Raw genomic sequence first — 23,547 nt, forward strand, 5'->3', positions numbered from 1 at the left:
AGGCGAGGGCGATCCTGGTCTTGAACATGAAAACAGCGGGCCCAGAACTCAGCAAGTGAGGGCCCGACGCTTGTTTAGTAGGGAATGAGAGCGCCCGAAAGGGCTTTAGCGACGGTTGTCGGCAATGCGCAACTGGCGCGCACGGGTCAGAATGGCGTCTTCGACAGCACGCACGGTGGCCGCGCTTGCGGACCCACCGTTGGTTTGCAAAGCAACATTCAGGGAACGGGCGTCAAGAGCCGGGTCGCTGATCAGAACGGTGGCGCGATAGGATCGCCCTCCGCCGGGCGGCGTGCCAAAGCCAGTGACAATCACGCCAGTGAATGGATCAACCGATTGGATAGGTAGAAAATCAAGTACTTGCAGCGTGGCAATCCAGATATACCGGTTGACCTGCACAATCGATTCTTGATTACGCCCTGCGCGCAGCGACTCGCTGAGTGTGGTTCCGCCAACGCCATCACGGCTTTGCGCAATGTCACTGTCAACACCGGTCTCATTGGGCGCACTTACGCCAACGCGTTGGCCGCAACTCGCCAAGGCAATCACACAGCACAGCATAAGAATACGCGCCGTAAACCACCCTGAAGACAAAGAAATGCTCATTTTACCGTTCCACCAAGACCAACTTCACACTCCTGATAGACAAGTTGAATCCACCCCGCAAGGCGCTGGTCTCTGGGGCGAGTCACAGCTAGGCAAAAATCGAACTGTGGCAAAGCTGCACCAACCATATCGGAATTGCGGCCGTTTGGAAGGCTCGGCTTGAGTAGGCAGGGCAAATGAACGAAACAGCATCCATCCCCTCGCTGGATAAGCCAGCTAGGGTATTTGAATAGAAACCCGAGGGAAAACTCATGAAAAAAGTTCTCTTTGCTACAACCGCACTGGTCGCCACAGCTGGCATGGCCGCAGCGGAAGTATCATTTGGTGGATTTGGCCGTTTCGGCTTGTACTACCAAGAAAACGACAACGAAATCGGCAGCTCGACACGCATCGAGCAGCGTTTCCGTCTGACAGCCACAGGCGTCGCGACTTCTGACAACGGTCTGAAGTTCGAAGGTCGTATCCGGTTCCAGACAGACGAAAGCGGTGCTAACCCAGTACAAGTTGGTGGCGCAGGCGCTGGTAACATCTATACCGGCGGTGGCTATGGTTCGTCCAACGTCGCACAACGTTCGGCAGCTGGTTTTGCTGTGACGTCTGGCGGTTTCCGTTTGGACGTAGGCCACGTATCTGACGTGATCGACTCCGGCGACGTCATCAACTACTACGGTTACGGCGTTGGTCTGACATCGTTTGTTGAACAGTCCTCCGGTTGGGCACTGCCAGCATCCGGCTTCGGCACATCTGGCGACGATGCACGCATCGACCCAACCATCAAACTGCGTTACGCAATGGGCGACCTGACAGTTTCTGGTTCGTACACAGACGGTGCTGAAACTGTCATCGGTGACACAACTCCAACCTTCATCTCTGAAGCTGAAGAGTGGCAGTTGGGCGTCGGTTACAACTTCGGTAACTACTCCGCAGGTATCGCGTTTGGTAACCGTTCAGTGGATCTGACCGACGAAGATCGTGCTACGACATCTGTCGACAACGACTTCTGGGCGGCAACCTTCGGTGGTGACATCGGTGCGTTCGCATTCTCGATCCTGGTTGGCGACTCTGACCTGCAAGACGACACGTCGTATGGTTTCTCGGTCAAGTATGACATCAGCGCGGCCACAGACATCCGTTTCGCATTCTCCGACAACGGCTTTGACGTCGCGGATGAAGCATACGGTATCGGCTTCCGTCACAGCCTGGGTGGCGGTGTCTCCCTGCGCGGTGGTATCGGCCAAAACATAGCCGGCAACTCCGTTGCTGACTTGGGTGTGGTCTTCAACTTCTAAGTTGTTGAAAAACACCTGACAGAATTGGGGCGCGCCTGATGGCGCGCCCCTTTTCATTTGGAACGACCTGTTGTCTTCTGCTCGCCACAGGAACAAAGGTTTGCGTTAATGTCCCTCACCGATATCACCCAACAGATCAGCAAGGCCGAGGCCAAGGCGGGGCGTCCAGCAGGGTCGGTCAAGCTGATCGCAGTTAGCAAAGTGCAACCCAACGAACGGGTCGCTGCCGTTCTGGATCAGGGCCACCGGCTTTTTGGAGAAAATCGGGTACAAGAGGCCAGCGACAAGTGGCCCGCCTTTCGCGAAGTCTATGGCGACATAGACGTCCACCTGATTGGCCCGCTCCAGACCAACAAGGCACGGCAGGCCATGGCATTGTTCGGCACCATCCACACGCTCGACCGCCCAAAACTCGCTAACACCATTGCGCGGCTTGCGCAGGAAACTGGAAACTGCCCCGGCCTGTTCATTCAGGTCAACACCGGTGAAGAGGCGCAAAAGGCTGGGGTCATGCCCACGGAAACAGACGACTTCGTTGAGACTTGCCGCGGGCTTGATCTGCCGGTGCTGGGTCTCATGTGCATCCCGCCGATTGACGAAGAACCCAGCTTGCACTTTGCGCTTCTGCAAAAGCTGGCCGCGCGCAATGGTCTGACGGGCCTCTCGATGGGGATGAGCAGTGATTTTGCATCTGCTATCGCACTTGGGGCGACCCATGTGCGGGTGGGATCTGCGATCTTCGGTGCGCGAGTTGCCGGATGAATCCCAAGGCCTACTGATTGACGATCAACCGGGTTGAAAAACGGATGCGTGGTGCGATCCAACGCAAGTCCGTAGGCCGCAGCCCGATGCACCCTTCCGTTGGGTATCCGGGCCTGCGCCAGCGGTGGATAAAGATAGCGGACCCGCGCCCGGGCACTGCATAGGGCCAGTTCCAGTCAGTCAGGATGACCAGATCGTATAGTGGATCGGCGCGCCGCAACACCTCGTGGCTGAACCGGTAGGGGGCGCGGACCATGGTGTTGTAATCTTCATCTCGCGAATCGTCCGACCAAAGATCGCCCGGCCGGATTGGGATTGCCCAATCCGTTGGAGGGGTCATGCGGTCTGGACGGTAGAGCATCCCGACGATCCGGTGCACGCCCACCGGCGTGGCCCCATCCCCTTCGCGTTTGCGGGCGCGGATCCCGCCACGCCCGATCGTGCAGGGAAACACCCTGCCCTCAAATCGCAACCCGCGCCGGGAAAGTACGAGGTCAGTTGTCTTCATTTTCGCTGCGGAACCGATTCCTGAAACTGCGGCTTGTCTTCGGGCGCTAAATGGAAGGGTTGGCTGTCCTTCATAAAGATTGCCATATCTGGCCCACCGTAGTCCCCCGCCGGATCTTCCAGCGTGCCCACTTTGACCACCGTCAATCCGCGACCGGGAAGGATCGTGGTCAGATGGGTTCCACAATTGCCGCAAAACTGGCGCGTGCGTGGGTTTTCAATATCGCTTCGGGTGAAAGTGTTTGGTGTGCCTTGCGTGATCGTGAATCCGGCATCCGGCACCAGCATTGCATAGTTAGGTCCACCGCCGCTGATGTATTGGCACTCACGGCAGTGGCATTGCAGTTTGACAACCGGGTCTTCGGTCACCTCATAGGTTATTTCTCCGCAGTAGCATCTGCCCTTCATATGATTTCCTTTTGCTATAACAGGTGACCAGACTTCGCGGCCTTAGTTGCCAGATAATCGCGATTGAACTGAGTCTCGCCCACTACCAGTGGCACACGTTCCGGCACCGAAATACCGCTGGCTTCCATCATCGCGACCTTGGCCGGATTGTTGGTCATCAGGCGGACTGCCCCAAAACCCAACGACTTCAGTATGTCCGAGCCGAGACGAAAATCCCGTTCGTCATCCTCGAACCCAAGGCGGTGATTTGCCTCGACAGTGTCAAAGCCCTGATCTTGTAAGCTGTAGGCACGCATTTTGTTGGCGAGTCCAATGCCCCGTCCCTCCTGGTTCAGATAAAGAAGCACACCAGCCCCTTCCTGACCCATCTGAGCGAGGGCGGCGCGCAGTTGCGGTCCGCAATCACATTTCAAACTGCCCAGAACGTCACCTGTGAAACAGGCCGAGTGCAGACGGGCCAGCACTGGGGCGCTGCGATCCGGGCGTCCGATTTCGATGGCGTAGTGCTCCTCGCCCCCATCCTCGGGGCGATAAACATGCACACGCCCGGCTTCAGACGCGACCATCGGAAGGCGCGCGGCTACGACGGGGTGCAACTGGCTGTTGGCGGTTAGAAACGGCGCGGCAAGGGCCATTGGTACTGCCGTCAAACCCTGTTTGGCCGCAAACCCTAACCCGTCCTCGACATCCGCGCACAGTGCTGCTGGCAAGAGGCGGGCAGACTTGCACAACTGCACAGCGGCACGATGTGCGCTCGCGTCACCGTCACGGACCGAGGCCAATGGCCCCTTCATCGGGCTCGACAAATCGTCCGCCGGGTCGGCCAGCGCCTGTAACCAGCCCAAGGCAACCGCATCGGGCACGACGATCCGCGCAATATCCCCGTCATATGCGCGCGCCTTCAGAGTCTGCGCGCGCCAGCCAGTCAACGCCAGCACCGGTTCGGCGCCCAGCGTACGGATCGCGGCCAACCGTTCCTCTGACACAGTCTCTACAGCCACCGCGATCACGGACGTCGCGCCCGTCAGTACAACCGGCACGCCCATGCGCAAATCCGCTCGGGCCCGTGCCAGCGTTTCAACGATGTCCGGCCCAAGGCCCATGTTACAAAATCCCAAGCAAGTGTCCGCCTGACATAAGCAAAACGGCTCGGAATTGAAACAATTGCCGCACAACCCACACATGGGCGTGAGACAAAACCTACAAAACTTGCCGAAATCGCCACTTGCCCACATCTATGCCTCAACGAAACGGGAGATCACAGATGGCACAGCTCAAGAAAATCCTGCTTGTCGACGACGACGAAGACCTGCGTGAAGCGCTCAGCGAACAGTTGATCATGACCGAGGACTTTGACGTGTTCGAAGCCGGCAATGGCAGCGACGCGCTGATCAAGGCGAAGGAAGCGATTTATGACCTCGTCATCCTCGACGTCGGTCTACCCGACACGGATGGGCGCGAGTTGTGCCGTGTGATGCGCAAACAGGGTGTGAAATCGCCCATCCTGATGTTGACTGGTCACGACACAGACGCCGATACCATCCTTGGCCTTGATGCCGGGGCCAATGACTACGTCAGCAAACCTTTCAAATTCCCCGTCCTGCTGGCCCGCATTCGGGCGCAATTGCGCCAACACGAACAGAGCGAAGACGCCGTGTTCACCCTCGGGCCATACACGTTCAAACCTTCGGTCAAAATGCTGATCACCGAAGATGAGAAGAAAATCCGGCTGACAGAGAAAGAGACGAATATCCTCAAATTCCTCTACCGCTCAACCGACGGCGTCGTGGCGCGTGACGTGCTGCTGCACGAGGTCTGGGGGTACAATGCCGGAGTGACGACGCACACGCTGGAAACTCACATCTACCGCCTGCGCCAGAAAATTGAACCCGATCCCTCGAATGCGCGGTTGCTGGTGACGGAATCCGGAGGCTACCGATTGGTCGCCTGAGATTGACACAGATCAAGGCAACACAGTTTGCCCCGATCTACCCAAACCAGAGCACCCGCACATGTCGGGGCCTTCCCGAGGCAAAACATGCACCTCCCTGTTGGACTTGCCCGGGCCGCGTGCCCGGGTTTTTTTGGGCCAAACGCGTTCCGCGCGGACCAAACGGCGCTTCAATCACTTTGCTCCATTGTAGCAACGCTGCGAAGGTCCGTTCTGAGCCCAATGTGGGCTTTCAAAACCGCTACTTTATCGCGACAGGCGGTTCAACGATTTCATGTCATTAGTTTGCCAGCGGGTCATAATTGGCGGCTGCCATCAGACGGCCTGACCATTCCCTCTGAACCAATCGACGATCCTCCAACACGCCGTGAATTGGGCACATCACAACACCGAGCTCATTTTCACTTGGATAGGTTTTGAACCAATCAGCCGACGCTGTCCGAGTCGGCTTCGTTTCCTGAGGTACATTCAACCGCGCATCATCTTCTCCACTGCTTTGGCCACGCTGTTCTTCTGGGTCCGTACCATAGTCTTGCACCGCACCTGGAATTTCGCCGCCAAGAAGATTGTCGAGATAGCTGGTCTTTTCGAGCGGAACCCAGCGTCCTTTGTCCTCTACAGGATATCGAATTGGTTGACCGGGAAACACTCCGTCCACCAGTTCGCTGTTACTGACAACTATTGTGCCATTGACGAGGACATATGGAATTCCTGTCGAAGGGAACCCATTGAAACCGGTTTGATATGTAGCATTGTCGGTCACAGTCTCGGGATCGAAGATCGTGATGTCAGCCACCATGCCTTCCTGCATCCTGCCTCGCACCTGCATTGCACGCAGTCCGGTATCGCCCAAGTGTTTTGCCGCCCAATAGCTATTTGAAGCGATCATCTGCATCCACGGCACATCGTTTTCACGAGCAAGGCGTAGCGTCGCAGCGTGACTTCCAGCGGTGCGTGGATGTCCTACATAGGCTTCGAAGGGGTCTTCGCCTGTCAGTATTCGTCCATTTTCGTCAGTCGGGGGCATCTGGTCGCCGGCGACCGTCATATGTGGAACTCGTAGCCACAAAGGAAGCCACTCCTCCCGTTCTGGAATACAAGCGATGATGACGAAGGCTGGGTCTTCAGCCACAATCTTCTTGTACTCCTCCTCAGACATGAACTCGCCGGTGCGCGGGTTGAGCATCTGATCATATCCCCACCCCAAAAGTGCCAAACCTTCTGGTTTGAGGAATTCAGATCCGATGGTCGTTGATCCGCAGGTGTAAGGATAGTATTCGGACCACACGTTCATGCCTTGCTCGCGCATACCTTGAGCACGCTCTTCAATTTCCCACCAGCCCACGTTGTTATTGTGACTGATGAGCATTGGAGCACCCAAGGCGGCAGCATTCGCCATTTGCTCAAGATTTCCAAGATTTCCCTCGTAAGGAGGGGCATTGTTCCCCAATAGCCGAACGTGGAAGCTGCTCGGGCGATTGTAGTTCGCTGCGGCTTTTTGGAGGTTGAAGACTTCCAGCGTCGTCGCACCAACAGCCATGTACTCCATCGTCGAAGCCGCAGTCAGCGCGCCAGCGCGAAGCTCTTCATCGATACCAGCCATTATGTCGTTGAGCTGATCGATTGTCGGAACAGTTTCAGCCCAATCCGGGATGCCGTTCTCATTGTAGCTATCACCGCGAGCAAGTAGTCCGCCCTCGGCATCAAAGCCTTCTTCGAAAACCAACCCGTCCAAAACACGCATGCGCTGCAATTCATGAGACGCTGCTGCGGCGAAGTTGACGGGCCATTTGCCTTCGCGCGCAGCGTACCACTCGGCCGAGTTTATGTTGCCGTATTCTAGATCCATCGGCGTGGTTACGCCGTCTCTTAGGCTTAACCTAACGCCAAACAGATTGCCGTGCCCGTGGTGCTGTGTGTCAATGAAGCCTGGGGAAACAATGTGGCCGGTTGCATCAATCGTCTCATCGCCTTCGATAGGTTGGTCCGTAATCTCGGCGATCCACCCTCCAGAAATCCCTACGTTAGCGATAGCGTCAAAGTTTGTTTCCGGGTCCATAACCCGCCCATTCAAAATGACGACGTCGTAAGTCTGTGCGCCTGCCAAAGACGCCAACACCCAAAACACGCATAAAAAAACCAGTCCGCATTGATCAGTCCTCCATTTCGGCCTCATGCTATCAGGAGGAAAACCCATTGTGGGGATAAATTTAGAAGTGAATTTCTGGCTAAGGCTTGAACAGCACCACAAAGGGCAGCTTTGTCCGCTCAGCGATCATTAATGCTGGCCGCAGCATAACTCTGCTTCGTCCGTAAGCCAGACATCGGCCCCTTATCAGGTCCCAACCAATTTACCCCTCATTTCCCTGTCGCCAAAACTTCCGCCGCGAAACGCAAAAGGCCCACCGTGTCCGATGGGCCCTCTAAATTCTCACACCACCCCGAACGGGGCAGACGCTTATGCCAGCGCGATGTTGGCGGCGCTTTCGCGGCCGTCACGGCCTGCTTCGATGTCGAAAGTCACTTTCTGGTTGTCGGCCAGACCTGTCAGGCCTGCGCGCTCAACGGCAGAGATGTGTACGAACACGTCTTTGCTGCCACCGTCGGGTGCGATAAAGCCGAAGCCTTTTGTTGTGTTGAACCATTTGACTGTGCCTGTGGCCATTGTCAGTACTCCTAATAATAATCTGCCCACGGGATGCGGCAGGTCGGCTAAGTCAGTGCAAGATCGAGAGTGACTGTGCCGTAAGGAGCAGTAAGGCCGATAGAGGTAACGTCGCCCGGATCCCATACGCCTCCGTCAGTTTAAAAGCAAGCGATTAGACTCACTCTATGCTCAACCGGCGATTGTCAGCCGACGAAAAACCCTCCGTTTTCTCGCTGGCTCTGACTTGCGCCCCCGGCTAGGTTCGGCGCGCCAGCCTATGTCCGGAGACTGCCGATGCCCTTCACCCTTGCCACCTGGAACATTAACTCTGTCCGCCTGCGCGAACCTATCGTGCTAAAGCTGCTAAAAGAGCAGGGGCCGGATGTGTTGTGCCTGCAGGAATGTAAAAGCCCGGTGGACAAGATCCCACGCGAAGGGTTTGCCGCCTTGGGATACAAGCACATGGTTGCGCGCGGTGACAAAGGTTACAACGGCGTCGCGACCCTTTCCAAAACGCCTATAGAAGAGGTTGGAGCATTTGACTTTGCAAGTCTGGGCCACGCCCGCCACATCGCTGGTCGGCTCGAAAACGGTGTAACCATTCACAATTTCTATGTCCCGGCAGGCGGGGATGTGCCTGATCGAGAAAAGAACGAAAAGTTTGGCCAGAAATTAGACTACCTGACGGACATGCGAGCCCACTTCGCGGCCAACGCTCCATCCAAGGCGATCCTCGTTGGTGACCTCAACATCGCCCCGCGCGAAGACGATGTCTGGAGCCACAAGCAACTTCTCAAAATCGTCAGCCATACGCCCATTGAGGTCGATCATCTGGCCGAGGTTCAGGAGGCAGGTAAATGGGTCGACATCACACGTCAGAACATCCCCGAAGGATTACTCTATTCTTGGTGGTCCTACCGCGCCAAGGACTGGAGCGCGGCTGACAAAGGCCGTCGACTCGACCACATCTGGGCCACCTCAGATATATCGAATGCGGGACATAGTAGCCGCATTCTGCGCGACGTGCGTGGGTGGGAAAAACCCAGCGATCATGCCCCGGTGTTTGCGACGTTTGATGTCTGACCAGTAAGGCGCGTGTTCACACACATCGCCAATCCAAACCGGCAACAGACTGAATTCTGTTTAGAAAGACTAACCAGACGGCCGTTTCGATTTAGCGAATGTCCGCCTTACGAGGCCAAACAGACGCCTAATTGCTGTTGGGATTTGGGTGCGATTAGGGTTCGCTAGTTGTCACTGCAGAGTTCAAGGCAACAATTTTTCGTCGCATGTCGATTGCAATCCCGGCCTTCAACGCATTCGCAATATTCGGTCTGTCTTGGATCAACCGTTCAATCTTTTCCGCCTCAATCCGCCAGACACGTGCAGGACCCGATACGACGACAGTCGCAGTTGCGTTTCCATCACCCAAAAGAGACATTTCACCGATGTAGTGACCCGCTCGAACCAATGCGACGTCCTGATCGTTTACGGTTATTGATGCGGTTCCTTCTGAAAGATAAGTCAAAAATTCCGGCAGCTCATTTTGTCGAGTCAAAACTGTACCCGTGGACAGGTTTTCCCATCGTCCCAAGTCGAAAAAGTCGCGGCACCGGCCCGGTGATAGCCCCATCAAGCGTGTGGAAATAAACCGATCTTCTTCTGGAGTGAACTGTGCGCGTCGGTTCTTTCGCCAGAGGAGATAAAGCTGCACTACATTGACGAGTAACAACAAGCCTTCCCAAAAAACGCCGACAGGATTTCGCAGCCAAAACAGATCATACGCAATGCCTGCCAATGCAGATGCAATTACGAACAATCGCAGCACCGAGATATCTCGCATCATCATTGAGACGACGAGAAGGATATACGAAAGGTGTCCGACCAGGCCGCCCGTCGAAAAAGCGGCGTCTATCCAATAATCCAAAGCCAGCTCTACTTCTTTTGGACAAGTTATGGACTAGCGATATCCGGTTGCACGCTGCCGTCGAAACTTGCGCTGTCATAGTGTCTAGAGGTTGCCTCAAAGCAATTCAAGAAATGTCCGGTAGTGCGTTAAGCGGACAGAAGCAGCGGCGCAGCAGTCCAAGTTCCTTTTTTGGCATCAGCTCGACCCTGACGACCGGCACAAAGCATCCGGTCGCCATCGAATGACGGCCCATCGGTTGCATACCCATCTCACTAACAAATCCCCGATCCACCTCCGCAACCCATTGATTTCCCGTGTGGCGCACGCTGTCACAGCGTTGGACACCCCAACACCCCTTGGAAGTCCGACCATTCCAATCCATATAAGCTCCAAGTTTTGATGGAAGGATCAGAAACATGGATTTGGGATTGTCCGCCGCCCCCACCGCCGCCGACCTGATCAAGGACAGCACTGAGGCGACCTTCATGGCCGACGTGGTCGAAACCAGCCAGACCACACCGGTGATCGTCGATTTCTGGGCCCCTTGGTGCGGCCCCTGCAAGACCTTGGGGCCCATGCTTGAAGAGGCTGTGATTGCCGCTAAGGGTGCGGTCAAAATGGCCAAGATCAACGTCGACGAGGCGCAGATGATCGCAGGTCAGTTGCAAATCCAGTCGATCCCTACCGTCTATGCGTTCTGGCAGGGACAACCCGTGGACGGGTTTCAAGGGGCGCAGCCCAATTCCGAAGTCACGGCCTTTGTTGACCGGGTGATCAAAGCCTCTGGTGGCGCTTCTCCCGAAGATGGCCTGAACGAGGCCGTTGCCGCCGCCGAAGAGATGCTGAACGAGGGTGCTGCTGTGGATGCGGCCCAAACCTTTGCCGCGATACTGGGCGAAGAACCGGCACATGCAGTGGCCTATGGTGGTCTCGTGCGTGCTCATATCGCCCTTGATGATCTGGACCAGGCCGAGGCGATACTGAATGGCGCGCCCGCCGAAATATCGGACACGCCTGAACTCGATGCGGCTCATGCCCAACTGGAACTTGCCAAGCAAGCAGCGGATGCGGGCCCTGTCGCTGACTTGCGCGCTGTGGTCGAGGCTGACCCGGACGATCATGAGGCTCGGCTGGAACTGGCCAAGGCACTCCATGCCAGTGGTGAGACTGAGGCGGCCGTTGATCAACTGCTTGATCTGTTTCGCCGTGACAGGGAGTGGAATGATGGCGCGGCCAAGGCGCAGCTGTTCACCATCTTTGATGCGCTCAAGGCCAATGACCCGATTGTTCTGAATGGTCGCCGAAAGCTTAGCTCAATGATATTTGCCTGATGGCGTTTGCGGGCTAGCTCACAGCTTATGATTAAGGTGACTGACCTCCCCGGTACGATTCCGGTATTTCCATTGCCGGGAGCGTTGCTGTTGCCGCGTTCCCGCCTGCCGCTCCATATCTTCGAGCCGCGGTATCTGCAGATGCTCGACGACGCGCTGAAAACAGAAGGCCGTTTGGTCGGGATGGTGCAACCCAACGAGGTCGCCGGACGCGGGGGTACGGGCCTTCACACTATCGGCTGCGCGGGCCGGATCACCCAGTTTTCAGAAACCGAAGACAACCGCTATTTGATTACGCTCAGTGGCATTTCACGCTTTCGCGTGGTGAAGGAAGTCGACGGGTTCACCCCATATCGGCGTTGTGACGTGATCTGGGACGGGTTTGAACGCGATCTGGGTAAGACGGAGGAAGACGCCGTTTTTGATCGGGATGGGTTCCTTGACCTGTTGGGCCGGTATTTTGAGGCGCGCTCGCTCTCGGCAGATTGGGAAACGCTGAAGGACGCGGATGATGAGTTGCTGATCAACTCTCTGTCGATGATGCTGGATCTCGATCCCGAGGATAAACAGGCGCTGCTCGAGGCGCCATCGCTGAGCACGCGCCGTGAAACGTTGGTGACTCTGATCGAGTTTGATTTGCGTGGCGGTGAAGGAGATATGTTGCAATGAGCACAGATGCAAATCGCAAGATGCTTGAGGCGCTGATTTGCCCTCAGACCCACGCCACGTTGCGCTATGACGCAGAGGCGCAGGAATTGGTGTCGGAAAACGCAGGCCTCGCCTATCCGATACGAAATGGGATCCCGGTAATGCTGGTGGATGAGGCGCGCAAGATCGACTGAAGCTGACCTCAGAGCGGCGCTCCGCGCATCAGCCGTGGCAAGTGGCCCGTCAGCCCTGCAGCTTCGCGGATAAAGCCGCGTCTTAGGCCAGGCATCTTGCTCACGACACCCATGCCCAGATCGCGCAGACCTCGTAGCAATGCATTATCGTTCGAAAACAAACGGTTGAAGCTGTCGGTGGCCAGCGCCAATGCGGTGTTGTCAAAGCGGCGCCATTCCTCGTAGCGGGCCAAAACCGCCTCGCTGCCAGCGTCTTCGCCGCGCCGTATGGCATCCGTGATCACTTCTGCCAAAGCGGCGATATCTCGCATACCTGCGTTCAATCCCTGACCCGCAATCGGATGCACGCCGTGGGCCGCATCCCCGACCAATGCAGTGCGCGGTGCCACCAATCGCGACGCCAGAGACAGGGACAGAGGGTAGGTAAAGCGTTTACCTGTCAAACTGATCTCGCCCAGAAAGTCGCCAAAACGGGGGCGAAGCATGGTGAGGTATTCCGCGTCAGACATGGCATTGAAGGCGGCCGCCGTTTCGGCCCGCTCGCTCCATACGATGGAGCTGACATTGCCGGGCAGGGGCAGGATGGCCAGTGGGCCGGCGGGCATAAAGAACTGGTGCGCAATGCCATGGTGCGGTTTTTCATGGGCAATGGCGCAAACGAGGGCGGTCTGCCCATACTCCCATCCCGTTCGCTTGATCCCAGAGCGCACAGCCGTGCTGCTGCTGCGCCCATCGGCGCCAACCAAAAGCGACCCGGTCAGGGTTTTGCCAGAAGACAGGGTCAGCGTAACGCCTCCCGGTGTCACCGCTTGATCGGTCACCGTCTCACCGGCCAGATGCGTGATACTTTCGGTCTTCTCCATGGCTTCGATCAGGGCGCGGCGCAGGTGGCGGTCCTGCACCATGTGGCCCATTGGCCCTTCTTCAATCTCGGCATGATCAAAGTGCATGAAAAATGGTGAGGGCCCTTCGCCGGCGCGGCCGTCCGAAACTTTGATTTCCAAGATGGGCTGGCTGTGGTCTGCGATCGCTTCCCAAATGCCGATGCCATCTAGAAGCCGTTGTGAGGTGAGAGCCACCGCATAGCTGCGCCCGTCAAAGTCGTCCGCGGTGCGGGTCTCTTCGCCCAAGGCGTCGACCACGGTTGAGCGTTGACCGGACTGCGCGAGCGCTAAGGCAAGAATCGGGCCGGACAGCCCGCCGCCGACGATGAGGATGTCAGTGCTCATAACTCGCAATATGGCCGAGGGGGTGGGATTGTCCATGCGCCCCGACGTCGCTACCGTCGCCGCAAAGAGCAGCGGAGAAGACATATGCAGGACTGGTTGAGCAAAAGTGCATGCGATCTGGGGCGCGCGATCGGCGCGGGTGACATTGATCCGGTCAATCTGGCCCACGCATTCTTTGACCGGATCGACGGACATGCCCTCAAAGACAAAGTCTATGCCCGTCTGACCAAAGACCGCGCAATGGCCGAAGCGCGCGCTGCATCGGAACGTGCAAAGGCGGAGCAGCGGTTGTCTGTGCTGGATGGCGTCCCGATCAGTTGGAAAGACTTGTTCGACACTGCCGGAGAAGGGACTGAAGCCGGATCAAAACTGCTCGCGGGCCGGGTGCCGGAGACGGACGCCGTGGTGCTGCAAAATGCGACGTCTGCCGGGCTGGTCTGTTTGGGTAAGACCCATATGAGCGAGTTGGCCTTTTCGGGTCTGGGCTATAACCCGTCTACCGCAACGCCGCCTTGTGTGAATGACGAAGCCGCCGTTCCAGGGGGGTCGTCTTCGGGTGCGGCGGCGTCGGTGGCCTTTGGTCTCGCACCCGCTGCGATTGGGTCGGATACAGGCGGGTCAGTGCGGATTCCGTCGGCGTGGAACGATCTGGTGGGCATGAAGACGACGCATGGGCAGTTGTCACTGGAAGGCTGTGTGCCGCTGAGTCTCAAGTTTGATACGGTGGGTCCGTTGACCAGGACAGTAGAAGATGCAGCTGTTCTGACAGCTCTGATGCAAGGAGCGCCCGCGCCGGATCTGCGGGGTGCGTCCCTGAAGGGTCGGCGCTTTGCGGCGTTGCAAACATCTGTGCTCGAAGACGCCCGGGATGCCCCGCTGGCGGCCTATGAAACCGCGATCGCGCGACTTGAGGCGGAAGGCGCCATTGTTGAGCCTTTGGAGGTGCCAGCGGTTGCAGACGCGCTTGCCCTTGCCGGTCCCTTGTTGCCCGGCGAGGTCTATGGCCTGTGGCGCGACGTGATCGAGGCACAGCCAGATGCGATGTATGTGGAAATCCTTGAGCGGTTCCGTCTTGGCAAGGAGTTTAGCGCGCCGGATTACAGCGCTGCGTGGGCGCAACTGGACGCCGCACGCGCTGCCTGGGATGCCGCCACAGTTGCCTATGATGGGGTGCTGGCGCCCACCGCCCCGATCCTGCCACCCAATCTCAAGCGTTTGAATGCGGATGGTGAGTATTACAAAACAGAGAACTTGCTGGCGCTGCGCAACACCCGCATTGGCAACCTGCTTGGGATTTGCGCGTTGACGTTGCCGACCGGTGTGCCCAGTTGCGGCCTCATGATTTTTGGCGCACGTGATCGCGATACGGCTCTGTTGCGGATGGGTGTGGCAGCAGAAGCGGCGTTGGTCTGACGGGTACGCTTTGCGCGACGCCATGTTTTAGGGGGTTTCACCCCCGTACTTCGGACTCCCCCATGGTATTTTTGTCAAAAGAAGCCGTTGGTTGGCGGAATTGCCACGCCGCTTACGTTTTGGCTCGGTTTTTCTGGACGTGGGAGTCTTGCTTGGGCTATCTTGGGAGAAACGGGGCGACAACGATCCCGAACCTGAGGCAGTTTGATGAAGTTTCCCGAGCGGTTTTCGAACCTTCCGGCTTATGCGTTTCCGCGTTTGCGCACCCTGTTGGATAGCCATCCAGCGGGCGGCGAAGTGGTGCATATGACCATCGGCGAACCAAAGCATGCCTTTCCTGCATGGATTACGGATGTAATTGCTGAGCATGCCGCCGGGTTCAACAACTACCCGCCGAATGAAGGCATTCCGGAGTTGCGTCGTGCCTTTTGTGATTGGCTTGGGCGTCGTTATGGGGTCGAGAAAGACCCGGATGTCCACGTTATGCCGCTCAATGGGACGCGAGAGGGGCTCTATAATGCTGCGATGGCACTTTGCCCGGAGCAGAAGAAGGGGCAGCGCCCTGTCGTTTTGATGCCCAGCCCGTTTTATCAGGTCTACATGTTGGCGGCGATTTCGGCAGGGGCTGATCCTGTGTTGGTACCTGCAACGGCTGAAACCGGTCACTTGCCTGATTTCGCCAGTGTCGACCCGTCCATCCTGAACCGCGCGGTCGCGTGCTATACGTGTTCTCCTGCAAATCCCCAAGGGGCGGTTGCGGATGCTGGGTATTGGCGCAATCTGATCTCCTTGGCTGAACAGTATGATTTCCAGATCTTTGCGGATGAGTGTTATTCCGAGATCTACCGTGATGTCCCGCCTGTCGGCGTTCTGGAGTGCATCGGCGACGCCAACCCAGAGCGGGTTGTGGCCTTTCATTCTTTGTCCAAACGCTCGAACCTGCCGGGATTGCGGTCAGGGTTCATCGTTGGTGGGCCCGCCACCATGCGCGAGGTACGCCAGTTGCGCACCTATGCCGGCACTCCATTGCCAACCCCGCTGCAGCACGCAGCGGCGGCGGTGTGGGCCGATGAGGATCATGTGATCGAAAACCGCGCACAATATCACGAGAAATACGATCTGGCCGACCGCATTCTGGGGAATGTGCCGGGTTATGGGGCACCCGAGGCAGGGTTTTTCCTTTGGCTGCCGGTGCCGGATGGAGAGGCCGCGGCGCTGACCCTATGGCAGGAGACCGGTGTGCGGGTGCTACCCGGTGCCTACCTTGCGCGCGAAATAGACGGGGTGAACCCCGGTGACGGATACATTCGGGTGGCCCTGGTCGCCCCAAAGGCAGAGACGGAGCGGGGGCTAACAGCCATCCGTGACACGCTCTACGCCGCTTGAATAAACGAAGGACAAGGCATGGCATACCAGACACGGCGTGACCCACTTTTTGATCAGGATGTGCAGGCAGCGATTGAAAAACGCAGTCGCGAGTTGATCGGCATCGCTTTGGTGATCGTCGGCGCAATGGTCGCGGCCATGATGCTGAGCTACACACCACATGATCCGAACTGGATGTCATCGACAGACGCGCCTGTGCAGAATTGGATGGGACGCACCGGTGCTTCGCTGGCGGCACCCATGGTAATGATCGCAGGTTGGGGCATCTTTGGAATCGCCATCGTCCTCGTGGTCTGGGGCGTTCGGTTTGCTTTGCATCTTGGGCGTGAACGGGCTTTGGGGCGGCTGATCTTTGCCCCCATCGCCATTGCGTTCGGGTCGATCTATGCGGCCACGTTGCAACCGGGTCCGGAATGGAGTGCGACGCATGGGTTTGGCCTTGGCGGGTTGTTTGGCGATACGGTTATGGCCTTTCTGCTCACAGCCTTGCCCATTGGGTCCACCATTACAGTCAAGCTGATGTCCTTTGCCATGGGGGTCGGGATCTTTGTGTTTGGGGCCTTTGTCCTTGGATTCACACGCTCAGAACTGTCGCGCATTGCACGTTTCCTGCTGGTTGGTCTGGTGATGGTTTATGCGGGGTTGATGACTCTGCTGGGCCGTAGCGCCAGCGGCGCTGCGCATGCGGCGCGCACGATGCAGGAACGGGCCGCAGATCGCCGTGCACAGCGCGAGATCGCGGCACAAGAGGCTGAAGCCTATGCAGTGCCGATCGCCCCGGCGCCCGAGCCAGCATATGACGAAAGCCTTGAGACAGATCCGCCCAAACCCGGGCTGTTGGCGCGTATGCCCGCCCTTATCAAACGGCCCGACCCACAGCCGCAGCAAGAAGTAGAACTGGTCGGCACCTATTCCGACGCCGAGGTCGACGATAGCCCTGTGGATGAACGGGTCAGAAGTAAAATTGCAGATGTGATCAAGTCACGGGTGCGCGCTGCTCCGGCAGGGCAGGCACATCCAACTGCGCCTCTGACGAAAGGTCGTGGACGTGGCCCCGATCCACTGCTGGTCCATGGCGCTCCACACGCACCCCTGCCACCTGAACCGCCCCTCACTGCCGATCTTGTGGCACGCCGTGCCGAGCCTCCGCTGAGCGCGCCAGAAGTTGAAGACGATTTGATCGAAACCGTGAGTACCGAGCCTGTTGCCGCGCCTGCGATTCCTGTCGCTGAACCGCGCAAAGTGGTGCAGCAACCTGCCCGCAAACCGATGCAACCGAGCGCGCGTGCTCAGGCCGAAGCGCAGCCCAAACTAGCATTTGAGGACACGCATCCCGGCTTTGAATTGCCTCCGCTTAATCTGTTGGAAACCCCAACCGAAGTGAAGCGTCATCACCTGAGTGACGAGGCGTTGGAAGAAAATGCGCGGATGCTGGAAAGCGTGCTGGACGACTATGGCGTCAAGGGCGAGATCGTTAGCGTCCGCCCGGGTCCAGTGGTCACCATGTACGAACTGGAACCGGCGCCGGGCCTCAAAGCCTCTCGCGTGATCGGGTTGGCAGACGACATTGCGCGATCGATGGCGGCCTTGTCTGCGCGGGTCAGCACAGTGCCCGGACGCAGCGTCATCGGGATCGAACTGCCGAACGAAAACCGTGAAAAGGTGGTCTTGCGCGAAATATTGTCCTCGCGCGACTTTGGCGACAGCAACATGCGCCTGCCTTTGGCCCTTGGCAAAGACATTGGCGGCGATTCCATGGTCGCGAACCTCGCCAAGATGCCCCACCTGCTGATCGCGGGAACCACGGGTTCGGGTAAATCGGTGGCGATCAACACTATGATCCTCAGCCTGCTCTACAAGCTTACGCCTGAAGAATGCCGGTTGATCATGATCGACCCCAAGATGCTGGAACTGTCGGTGTATGACGGCATCCCGCATCTTCTTTCCCCGGTTGTGACGGATCCGAAAAAGGCGGTCGTGGCTCTGAAATGGACCGTGGGCGAGATGGAAGAACGTTATCGCAAGATGTCCAAGATGGGCGTGCGCAACATCGAAGGATACAACGGCCGAGTGCGCGAAGCGTTGGCCAAGAACGAGATGTTCAGCCGCACAGTGCAGACCGGGTTTGACGATGATACCGGCGAACCAATCTTTGAGACGGAAGAATTCGCTCCCGAAGCGCTGCCTTATATCGTGGTGATCGTTGACGAGATGGCCGACCTGATGATGGTTGCGGGCAAAGAGATTGAGGCCTGTATCCAGCGCCTGGCTCAGATGGCCCGGGCCTCTGGCATCCACCTGATCATGGCGACTCAACGCCCGTCGGTTGACGTTATTACAGGTACGATCAAGGCGAACTTCCCCACCCGGATTTCGTTCCAGGTGACGTCGAAAATCGACAGCCGGACGATCCTTGGTGAAATGGGCGCCGAACAACTGCTGGGCATGGGCGACATGCTTTACATGGCGGGCGGGGCGAAAATCACCCGCTGCCATGGCCCGTTTGTGTCGGATGAAGAGGTCGAAGAGGTCGTGACCCACCTCAAGGCCTTTGGTGCACCTGACTATGTCAGTGGCGTGCTCGATGGGCCGGACGAGGACAAGGAAAGCAGCATCGATCAGGTGTTGGGCCTTGGCGGAAATACAGACGGTGAAGACGCGCTATACGACACTGCTGTCGCCATCGTGATCAAGGACCGCAAGTGTTCGACCTCCTACATCCAGCGCAAACTGGCCATCGGCTACAACAAGGCGGCAAGGCTGGTTGAGCAGATGGAGGATGAGGGTGTTGTGAGTAGCGCCAACCACGTCGGAAAACGCGAGATTCTGGTGCCTGAACACGGGTAGTGTGTACCATTTGGTGTACGGGCTGTGCACAGCCGGTGCACAGCTTGTGCATCGTGCGGCGCTCCTCGGCTATTGTAAAAATTGGAATCGAGTGCCGCAGATTGGCGGTCGCTGGGGGCAATCTCTTGCCGCCAATTTGGCCGCGCTATCGCATATCAAGGTGGCGCGCTCTATATCAAAGCTAAGACAAATGATCCCAAGGACGCAGACACCCTATGATCCGGATAACACGCATCGCCGCATTTGCTGTGGCCCTGTTGGCAGGACAATCGGCTTTGGCCGACAAGTTACCGTTGAACACAATTTCCGCCTATCTCAATGACCTGAAAACCGCCGAAGGATCGTTCACACAGATCAACGACGATGGGTCGATCAGCACTGGGAAACTCTACATTAAACGGCCAGGCAGAATGCGGTTTGAATACAACGCACCCGATACGGCATTGGTCGTCGCTTCAGCAAACGCAGTCTACATTGTGGACTCGAAATCCAACCAGCCACCCGAAACCTACCCTCTGCGGCGCACGCCCTTGTCGCTGATCCTTGCTCGCAATGTGAACCTGAGCGCTGCAAACATGGTTGTGGGTCACGACTTTGACGGCACAGCGACGGTTGTGACGGCGCAAGATCCTAAAAATCCTGAATATGGCAGCATCCAGATGAAGTTCACAGGCAACCCTGTGCAACTGCGGCAATGGGTGGTCAACGACAACGGTGGTGGCAAAACCACCGTTGTACTGGGCGAACTTAAGACCGGTGGTTCCCTTTCAAACCGCCTGTTTAGTGAGCCGCGTTCTGATCGGAACTAGGCTCACAGCTCTTAACAGGACTGCAACTGCAGTGCATACATGTCTGCACGCTGGTCAACTTCTCCGGCCACACGGACCAGCCAAGGTTTGGAATTGTAGCTACCACGGCGATAACCATTGCGGCCTTCGTGATAGGCCAGATACTGGTTGCGCGCGTCCGAAACGGGAACGCCAAGGCGCTCTTGCGTTTCCTGCATGTACCACCCCATGAAATCGGTGGCATCGCGAATACGGTCGCGGCGGGCGACGCGGTACCCCGTTTCATCAAGGTACTCTTCCCAAGTGCCATCCAGAGCCTGAGAGTAGCCAAAGGCGCTGGACTGACGGCCAAGTGGGATCACACCAGCCGCATACCGATACGGGGTGCGCGCATCGGAAATGAATTTGCTTTCCTGATATATCGTCGCCATCTGCACGTGCACAGGGACGCCGTATTTCCGCTCGGTTGCGCGGAACGCCTTCAAGTATCCGGGACGCTCGGCAAGGATCGAACAGGCGTTATCCAGCTGACGGGGGGCCGTACCCGACCCGCCACCACAGCTGGCAGCCAAAAGAACCAATGCCAATGCGCGAAAGAGTCTGCTCATCTGCCTCACTCGCTTTTGTTTATTATTTTGCAGGCAGTATAGCGAAAAACTGCGGACGTGGAAATCACGAATTGTTAGCGGGACGCCGCTAAAGCACGAATGCGAGGATTAAAGGCAGGGTGGCGACCGACATCAAGGTCGAGGCCACGACAAGGCCTGCGACAGAGGGCGCATCGGCTCCGTACTTTTCAGCAATCAAATATGAGGTCACCGCAACGGGTGTGGCTACTTGCAAAACAAGCACGCCGAATGCAACCCGATCCAATTCAAAGGCTGACCCAACACCCCAAGCAACGGCCACACAGAGCGTTAGTTTAACAAAGGATAAACCGACCGCACGCAACATACCTTTTGCCGACAAACGGGCCACCGCGACGCCAAGCGTAATCAGCATCATCGGGATGGCCATCTGTCCGATCAGTTCCAGCGTGTTGGTCACAAAGCTGGGCGTTTCCCATCCCTGCCACATGAACAGCGCGCCCAGTACAGTGGCCCAGACCAAAGGTTCGCGCAGAACCCGGCCCAGTGAACCAGCACCGGCAACCAGCCATATGCCATAGGTGTAGGACCACAGCGCCATGATCGCGAAGACGATGATGGCATAGCTCAGACCCTCATCTCCAAACGCGAACAGCGCCAGCGGCAGGCCCAGATTGCCGGTGTTCCCAAAGATGAGGGGTGCAGTATAGGTGCGTCCCTCAAGGCGTAGCAGCTTGACCAGCGCCAAAAAGGCCAGCGAAATAAGTGCGTAAGCCATGACCGAAGCCAGCGACAAGGCCGTCAGTGCCTCGGGGGCAATTCGGGTCTGCATGAGAGAGACGAAGATCAGGCAGGGCAGGGACAGAGTCATTGCCAGTTGCGTGACAAACTGAATGCGGTACTCCAGCCCGACCTTGACCCAAACAAAGCCGATGCTGGCCAGTAGAAATACAGGGGCTACGATTTGAAGGACTGTTACTGTCAGGTTCACAGACTGTTTCCAGAAATAATGTGCTCAATTGTTGGACAAATGTCCCTTGCACCGTGTAATCACGCAAGATAGGGGGCGCAACGCTATGCTCAGAACGCGCGCAAAATATCACTTGGGCCAAGTTGTCCGCCACAAAAAGCACCCCTTCCGGGGTGTGGTGTTTGACGTGGATCCTGAGTTTTCCAATACGGACGAGTGGTACGAGGCGATCCCCGAAGACAGCCGTCCCAAAAAGGCGCAGCCGTTTTATCACCTGCTCGCGGAAAACGACCAAAGCTACTACGTGGCATATGTGTCAGAGCAGAACCTTGTCGCGGACTATTCCGGCGAGCCCGTGGATCACCCGGACATCCCGGATCTTTTTGGCCCGTTTCAGGACGGCACCTATCCGCTGCACTTTCAGCTGAACTAAGGTAAGGCGGGCACGAAGTCCGCCATACCTAGTAACCCAACGCACACCCGTCTTTGCGAGGATCGCTGGCGCCTTCCAGAACGCCGCTGTCGTGAATGTCGATGGCCTGCGCCCCGCCAATTGGCGTTTCGGGAACAACCACCTTGTGTCCCATTTCAGTTAGTTCGGCGCGGACCGTATCGGAATAACCACGTTCGACCTTCATATCGCCGTTGTCGCTGAAGGCGCGTGGCGAATCGATAGACGTCTGCGCATCCATGCCAAAATCAACAATATTGGTTACAAACCGGGAATGGCCTGTCGCCTGATAGGCGCCTCCCATGACGCCAAAAGGCATGAAGGGTTTGCCGTCTTTGGCCAACATGCCCGGAATGATCGTGTGCATGGGTCGCTTGCCGCCCTTCAGTTCGTTGGGGTGGCCTTCTTCGACAGTGAATCCTGCGCCGCGGTTGTGCAGCAAGATCCCGTATTTGTCTGTGGCAATGCCCGAACCGAAGCCGTGAAAGATCGAATAGATCATCGATACGGCCATGCCGTCGCGGTCCACAACGGTGATATAGATCGTGTCTTTGTGGACCTGTTCGGACAAGGCGGCGGGGTCGTCCATGGCGCGGTTTGGATTAACAAGGGCGGCCAGTGCAGCGGCTGTTTCAGGTGCCAACATATGAACCAGACGCGTGGTGTAATCCGCATCGCCAATCAGACGGTTGCGCGTGTCATAGGCCAGTTTGGTCACTTCTGCTTCTATATGCGTCCGTTCAGTTCCGAACGGGTCCATGTTGGCCACGTCGAAGTGCTTGAACATGTTCAGGATCAGATTCGCCGTCGCGCCGTGGCCGTTCGGCGGATGTTCGAACAGCTCGATACCTTTGTATGTGCTGCTGATTGGGGTCGTGTCGGTGCAGGCGGTGGTCGCAAAATCTGCGAGGCTGTGCTTGCCACCGGCTGCGTTCAGCGCGCTGACCATGTCTTCGGCGATCTCACCCGTGTAGAACGCACCGCGTCCTTGACTCGCGATCTTGCGCAAAACGGCGGCCTGACCGGGTGCGGCAAATATCTGTCCGGTGGACGGTACCATTCCGTTAATCATAAACTTGTCGCGGGCCACACCCTGCAAAATGCTTGAGTCGCTTGCCCAATCAAAGGCGACGCGCTGCGACACGGGTATGCCCTGTTCTGCATAGTGGATGGCGGGGGCAAGGAGACGGTCAAGGCCAAGGGTGCCGACCCGTTCAGAGAGGGTGCAAAAGGCGTCGATTGCGCCGGGGATGGTGACGGCATGCGCGCTTTGTGGTGGGACGACGGAATGGCCCTCGGCCCTTAGTTCAGCTGCGTCCAGTGCAGACGGAGCGCGCCCCGACCCGTTGAGCGCGTTGATTTTGCCGCTCGCATCTGACCAAAGGACAAAACAGTCGCCTCCGATGCCGGTCATCTGTGGTTCGCAGATTCCAAGCAACACCGCACCGGCGATGGCCGCGTCCATGGCGTTGCCACCAGCCTTCAGCGTCTCCACGGCAACTTGAGCCGCTAGTGGATGGGAGGTTGCGCACATTCCAGAGGTAGCCAGAACAGGCGAACGGCCTGGTTGATGAAAGTCTCGCATGTTGGCTGGCCCCTGTAGTGTTCGAACTGCAGCGTAACG

The 23,547-nt window shown here is 57.4% G+C and carries 23 protein-coding genes; 12 read left to right on the forward strand and 11 right to left on the reverse strand.

Going from position 1 to position 23,547, the window contains the following annotated elements:
• Window positions 1–105: 105 nt before the first annotated feature.
• Window positions 106–606, reverse strand: coding sequence for a DUF3576 domain-containing protein (locus tag ABJD00_RS14015; RefSeq protein WP_413828847.1), 501 nt, complete (start codon window positions 604–606; stop codon window positions 106–108).
• A gap of 251 nt (window positions 607–857) precedes the next feature.
• Here ABJD00_RS14015 and ABJD00_RS14020 point away from each other — a divergent pair, with 251 nt between their 5' ends.
• Together ABJD00_RS14020 and ABJD00_RS14025 are read left to right on the forward strand one after the other, a co-directional pair.
• On the forward strand, window positions 858–1,895 hold the full coding sequence (locus ABJD00_RS14020) for a porin (RefSeq protein ID WP_413828849.1): 1,038 nt from the start codon (window positions 858–860) through the stop codon (window positions 1,893–1,895).
• A gap of 108 nt (window positions 1,896–2,003) precedes the next feature.
• Entirely contained in the window at window positions 2,004–2,657 is a 654-nt protein-coding gene (locus ABJD00_RS14025) for a YggS family pyridoxal phosphate-dependent enzyme (protein ID WP_413828851.1), read from the forward strand.
• A 10-nt stretch (window positions 2,658–2,667) separates the two neighbouring features.
• Here the strand turns inward: ABJD00_RS14025 and ABJD00_RS14030 are convergent, their stop codons facing one another.
• From ABJD00_RS14030 to ribA, 3 genes are read right to left on the reverse strand one after another with little or no spacing between them, the layout of a single operon-like run.
• Complete coding sequence (locus tag ABJD00_RS14030; protein WP_413828853.1) at window positions 2,668–3,165, reverse strand: L,D-transpeptidase family protein; 498 nt, start codon at window positions 3,163–3,165, stop codon at window positions 2,668–2,670.
• On the reverse strand, window positions 3,162–3,572 hold the full coding sequence (locus ABJD00_RS14035; protein ID WP_413828855.1) for a GFA family protein: 411 nt from the start codon (window positions 3,570–3,572) through the stop codon (window positions 3,162–3,164). The genes ABJD00_RS14030 and ABJD00_RS14035 overlap by 4 nt, the downstream gene beginning before the upstream one ends.
• Before the next feature lie 14 nt (window positions 3,573–3,586).
• The gene (ribA, locus tag ABJD00_RS14040; RefSeq protein ID WP_413828866.1) at window positions 3,587–4,675 is read right to left on the reverse strand and encodes a GTP cyclohydrolase II; all 1,089 of its coding nucleotides are present in this window, start codon (window positions 4,673–4,675) and stop codon (window positions 3,587–3,589) included.
• A 161-nt stretch (window positions 4,676–4,836) separates the two neighbouring features.
• Between ribA and ABJD00_RS14045 the strand changes: the two genes are divergently transcribed.
• Window positions 4,837–5,523 carry a response regulator transcription factor gene (locus ABJD00_RS14045; protein WP_413828857.1) on the forward strand — a complete coding sequence of 229 codons (687 nt, stop codon included), beginning with the start codon at window positions 4,837–4,839 and terminating at the stop codon, window positions 5,521–5,523.
• A gap of 280 nt (window positions 5,524–5,803) precedes the next feature.
• Here ABJD00_RS14045 and ABJD00_RS14050 read toward each other — a convergent pair whose 3' ends face one another.
• Both ABJD00_RS14050 and ABJD00_RS14055 read right to left on the reverse strand, forming a co-directional pair.
• Entirely contained in the window at window positions 5,804–7,720 is a 1,917-nt protein-coding gene (locus ABJD00_RS14050; protein ID WP_413828858.1) for an amidohydrolase family protein, read from the reverse strand.
• 261 nt (window positions 7,721–7,981) lie between these two features.
• Window positions 7,982–8,188 (reverse strand): cold-shock protein, encoded by a 207-nt coding sequence (locus tag ABJD00_RS14055; RefSeq protein WP_108836582.1) that lies wholly within the window; start codon window positions 8,186–8,188, stop codon window positions 7,982–7,984.
• Between the two features lie 276 nt (window positions 8,189–8,464).
• Between ABJD00_RS14055 and ABJD00_RS14060 the strand changes: the two genes are divergently transcribed.
• Window positions 8,465–9,253 (forward strand): exodeoxyribonuclease III, encoded by a 789-nt coding sequence (locus ABJD00_RS14060; protein ID WP_413836500.1) that lies wholly within the window; start codon window positions 8,465–8,467, stop codon window positions 9,251–9,253.
• Window positions 9,254–9,407: 154 nt separating this feature from the next.
• Here the strand turns inward: ABJD00_RS14060 and ABJD00_RS14065 are convergent, their stop codons facing one another.
• A complete protein-coding gene (locus ABJD00_RS14065; RefSeq protein WP_413836498.1) occupies window positions 9,408–10,097 on the reverse strand; it encodes a cyclic nucleotide-binding domain-containing protein in 690 nt (229 codons plus the stop codon).
• 398 nt (window positions 10,098–10,495) lie between these two features.
• Between ABJD00_RS14065 and trxA the strand changes: the two genes are divergently transcribed.
• From trxA to ABJD00_RS14080, 3 genes are read left to right on the forward strand one after another with little or no spacing between them, the layout of a single operon-like run.
• Window positions 10,496–11,410 carry a thioredoxin gene (gene trxA / locus ABJD00_RS14070; protein ID WP_413836495.1) on the forward strand — a complete coding sequence of 305 codons (915 nt, stop codon included), beginning with the start codon at window positions 10,496–10,498 and terminating at the stop codon, window positions 11,408–11,410.
• A 27-nt stretch (window positions 11,411–11,437) separates the two neighbouring features.
• The gene (locus ABJD00_RS14075) at window positions 11,438–12,079 is read left to right on the forward strand and encodes an LON peptidase substrate-binding domain-containing protein (protein WP_413836492.1); all 642 of its coding nucleotides are present in this window, start codon (window positions 11,438–11,440) and stop codon (window positions 12,077–12,079) included.
• Complete coding sequence (locus ABJD00_RS14080) at window positions 12,076–12,252, forward strand: Trm112 family protein (RefSeq protein ID WP_413836489.1); 177 nt, start codon at window positions 12,076–12,078, stop codon at window positions 12,250–12,252. The genes ABJD00_RS14075 and ABJD00_RS14080 overlap by 4 nt, the downstream gene beginning before the upstream one ends.
• Before the next feature lie 8 nt (window positions 12,253–12,260).
• Here ABJD00_RS14080 and ABJD00_RS14085 read toward each other — a convergent pair whose 3' ends face one another.
• Complete coding sequence (locus ABJD00_RS14085; protein WP_413836514.1) at window positions 12,261–13,517, reverse strand: FAD-dependent monooxygenase; 1,257 nt, start codon at window positions 13,515–13,517, stop codon at window positions 12,261–12,263.
• A 48-nt stretch (window positions 13,518–13,565) separates the two neighbouring features.
• Between ABJD00_RS14085 and ABJD00_RS14090 the strand changes: the two genes are divergently transcribed.
• The 4 genes from ABJD00_RS14090 to ABJD00_RS14105 all read left to right on the forward strand — a co-directional run bounded on the left by ABJD00_RS14090 (window position 13,566) and on the right by ABJD00_RS14105 (window position 19,936).
• Complete coding sequence (locus ABJD00_RS14090; RefSeq protein WP_413836487.1) at window positions 13,566–14,894, forward strand: amidase; 1,329 nt, start codon at window positions 13,566–13,568, stop codon at window positions 14,892–14,894.
• 207 nt (window positions 14,895–15,101) lie between these two features.
• Window positions 15,102–16,280, forward strand: a complete 1,179-nt coding sequence (locus tag ABJD00_RS14095; protein WP_413836484.1) for an aminotransferase class I/II-fold pyridoxal phosphate-dependent enzyme — start codon at window positions 15,102–15,104, stop codon at window positions 16,278–16,280.
• 18 nt (window positions 16,281–16,298) lie between these two features.
• Complete coding sequence (locus ABJD00_RS14100) at window positions 16,299–19,127, forward strand: DNA translocase FtsK (RefSeq protein ID WP_413836481.1); 2,829 nt, start codon at window positions 16,299–16,301, stop codon at window positions 19,125–19,127.
• A gap of 215 nt (window positions 19,128–19,342) precedes the next feature.
• Window positions 19,343–19,936: a LolA family protein gene (locus ABJD00_RS14105; protein ID WP_413836478.1), complete on the forward strand. Its 594-nt coding sequence runs from the start codon at window positions 19,343–19,345 to the stop codon at window positions 19,934–19,936.
• 11 nt (window positions 19,937–19,947) lie between these two features.
• On the opposite strand, the gene ABJD00_RS14110 is transcribed toward ABJD00_RS14105, so the two are convergent.
• Window positions 19,948–20,523, reverse strand: a complete 576-nt coding sequence (locus ABJD00_RS14110; RefSeq protein ID WP_413836475.1) for a lytic transglycosylase — start codon at window positions 20,521–20,523, stop codon at window positions 19,948–19,950.
• An 88-nt stretch (window positions 20,524–20,611) separates the two neighbouring features.
• The gene (locus ABJD00_RS14115; protein ID WP_413836473.1) at window positions 20,612–21,493 is read right to left on the reverse strand and encodes an AEC family transporter; all 882 of its coding nucleotides are present in this window, start codon (window positions 21,491–21,493) and stop codon (window positions 20,612–20,614) included.
• A gap of 85 nt (window positions 21,494–21,578) precedes the next feature.
• Between ABJD00_RS14115 and hspQ the strand changes: the two genes are divergently transcribed.
• Complete coding sequence (gene hspQ / locus ABJD00_RS14120; protein WP_108838100.1) at window positions 21,579–21,905, forward strand: heat shock protein HspQ; 327 nt, start codon at window positions 21,579–21,581, stop codon at window positions 21,903–21,905.
• 28 nt (window positions 21,906–21,933) lie between these two features.
• On the opposite strand, the gene ABJD00_RS14125 is transcribed toward hspQ, so the two are convergent.
• Window positions 21,934–23,508, reverse strand: coding sequence for a gamma-glutamyltransferase family protein (locus ABJD00_RS14125; protein ID WP_413836471.1), 1,575 nt, complete (start codon window positions 23,506–23,508; stop codon window positions 21,934–21,936).
• Window positions 23,509–23,547 lie beyond the last annotated feature (39 nt).

This window comes from Tateyamaria sp. (genome assembly GCF_039945315.1).
Classification (GTDB): Bacteria; Pseudomonadota; Alphaproteobacteria; order Rhodobacterales; family Rhodobacteraceae; genus Tateyamaria.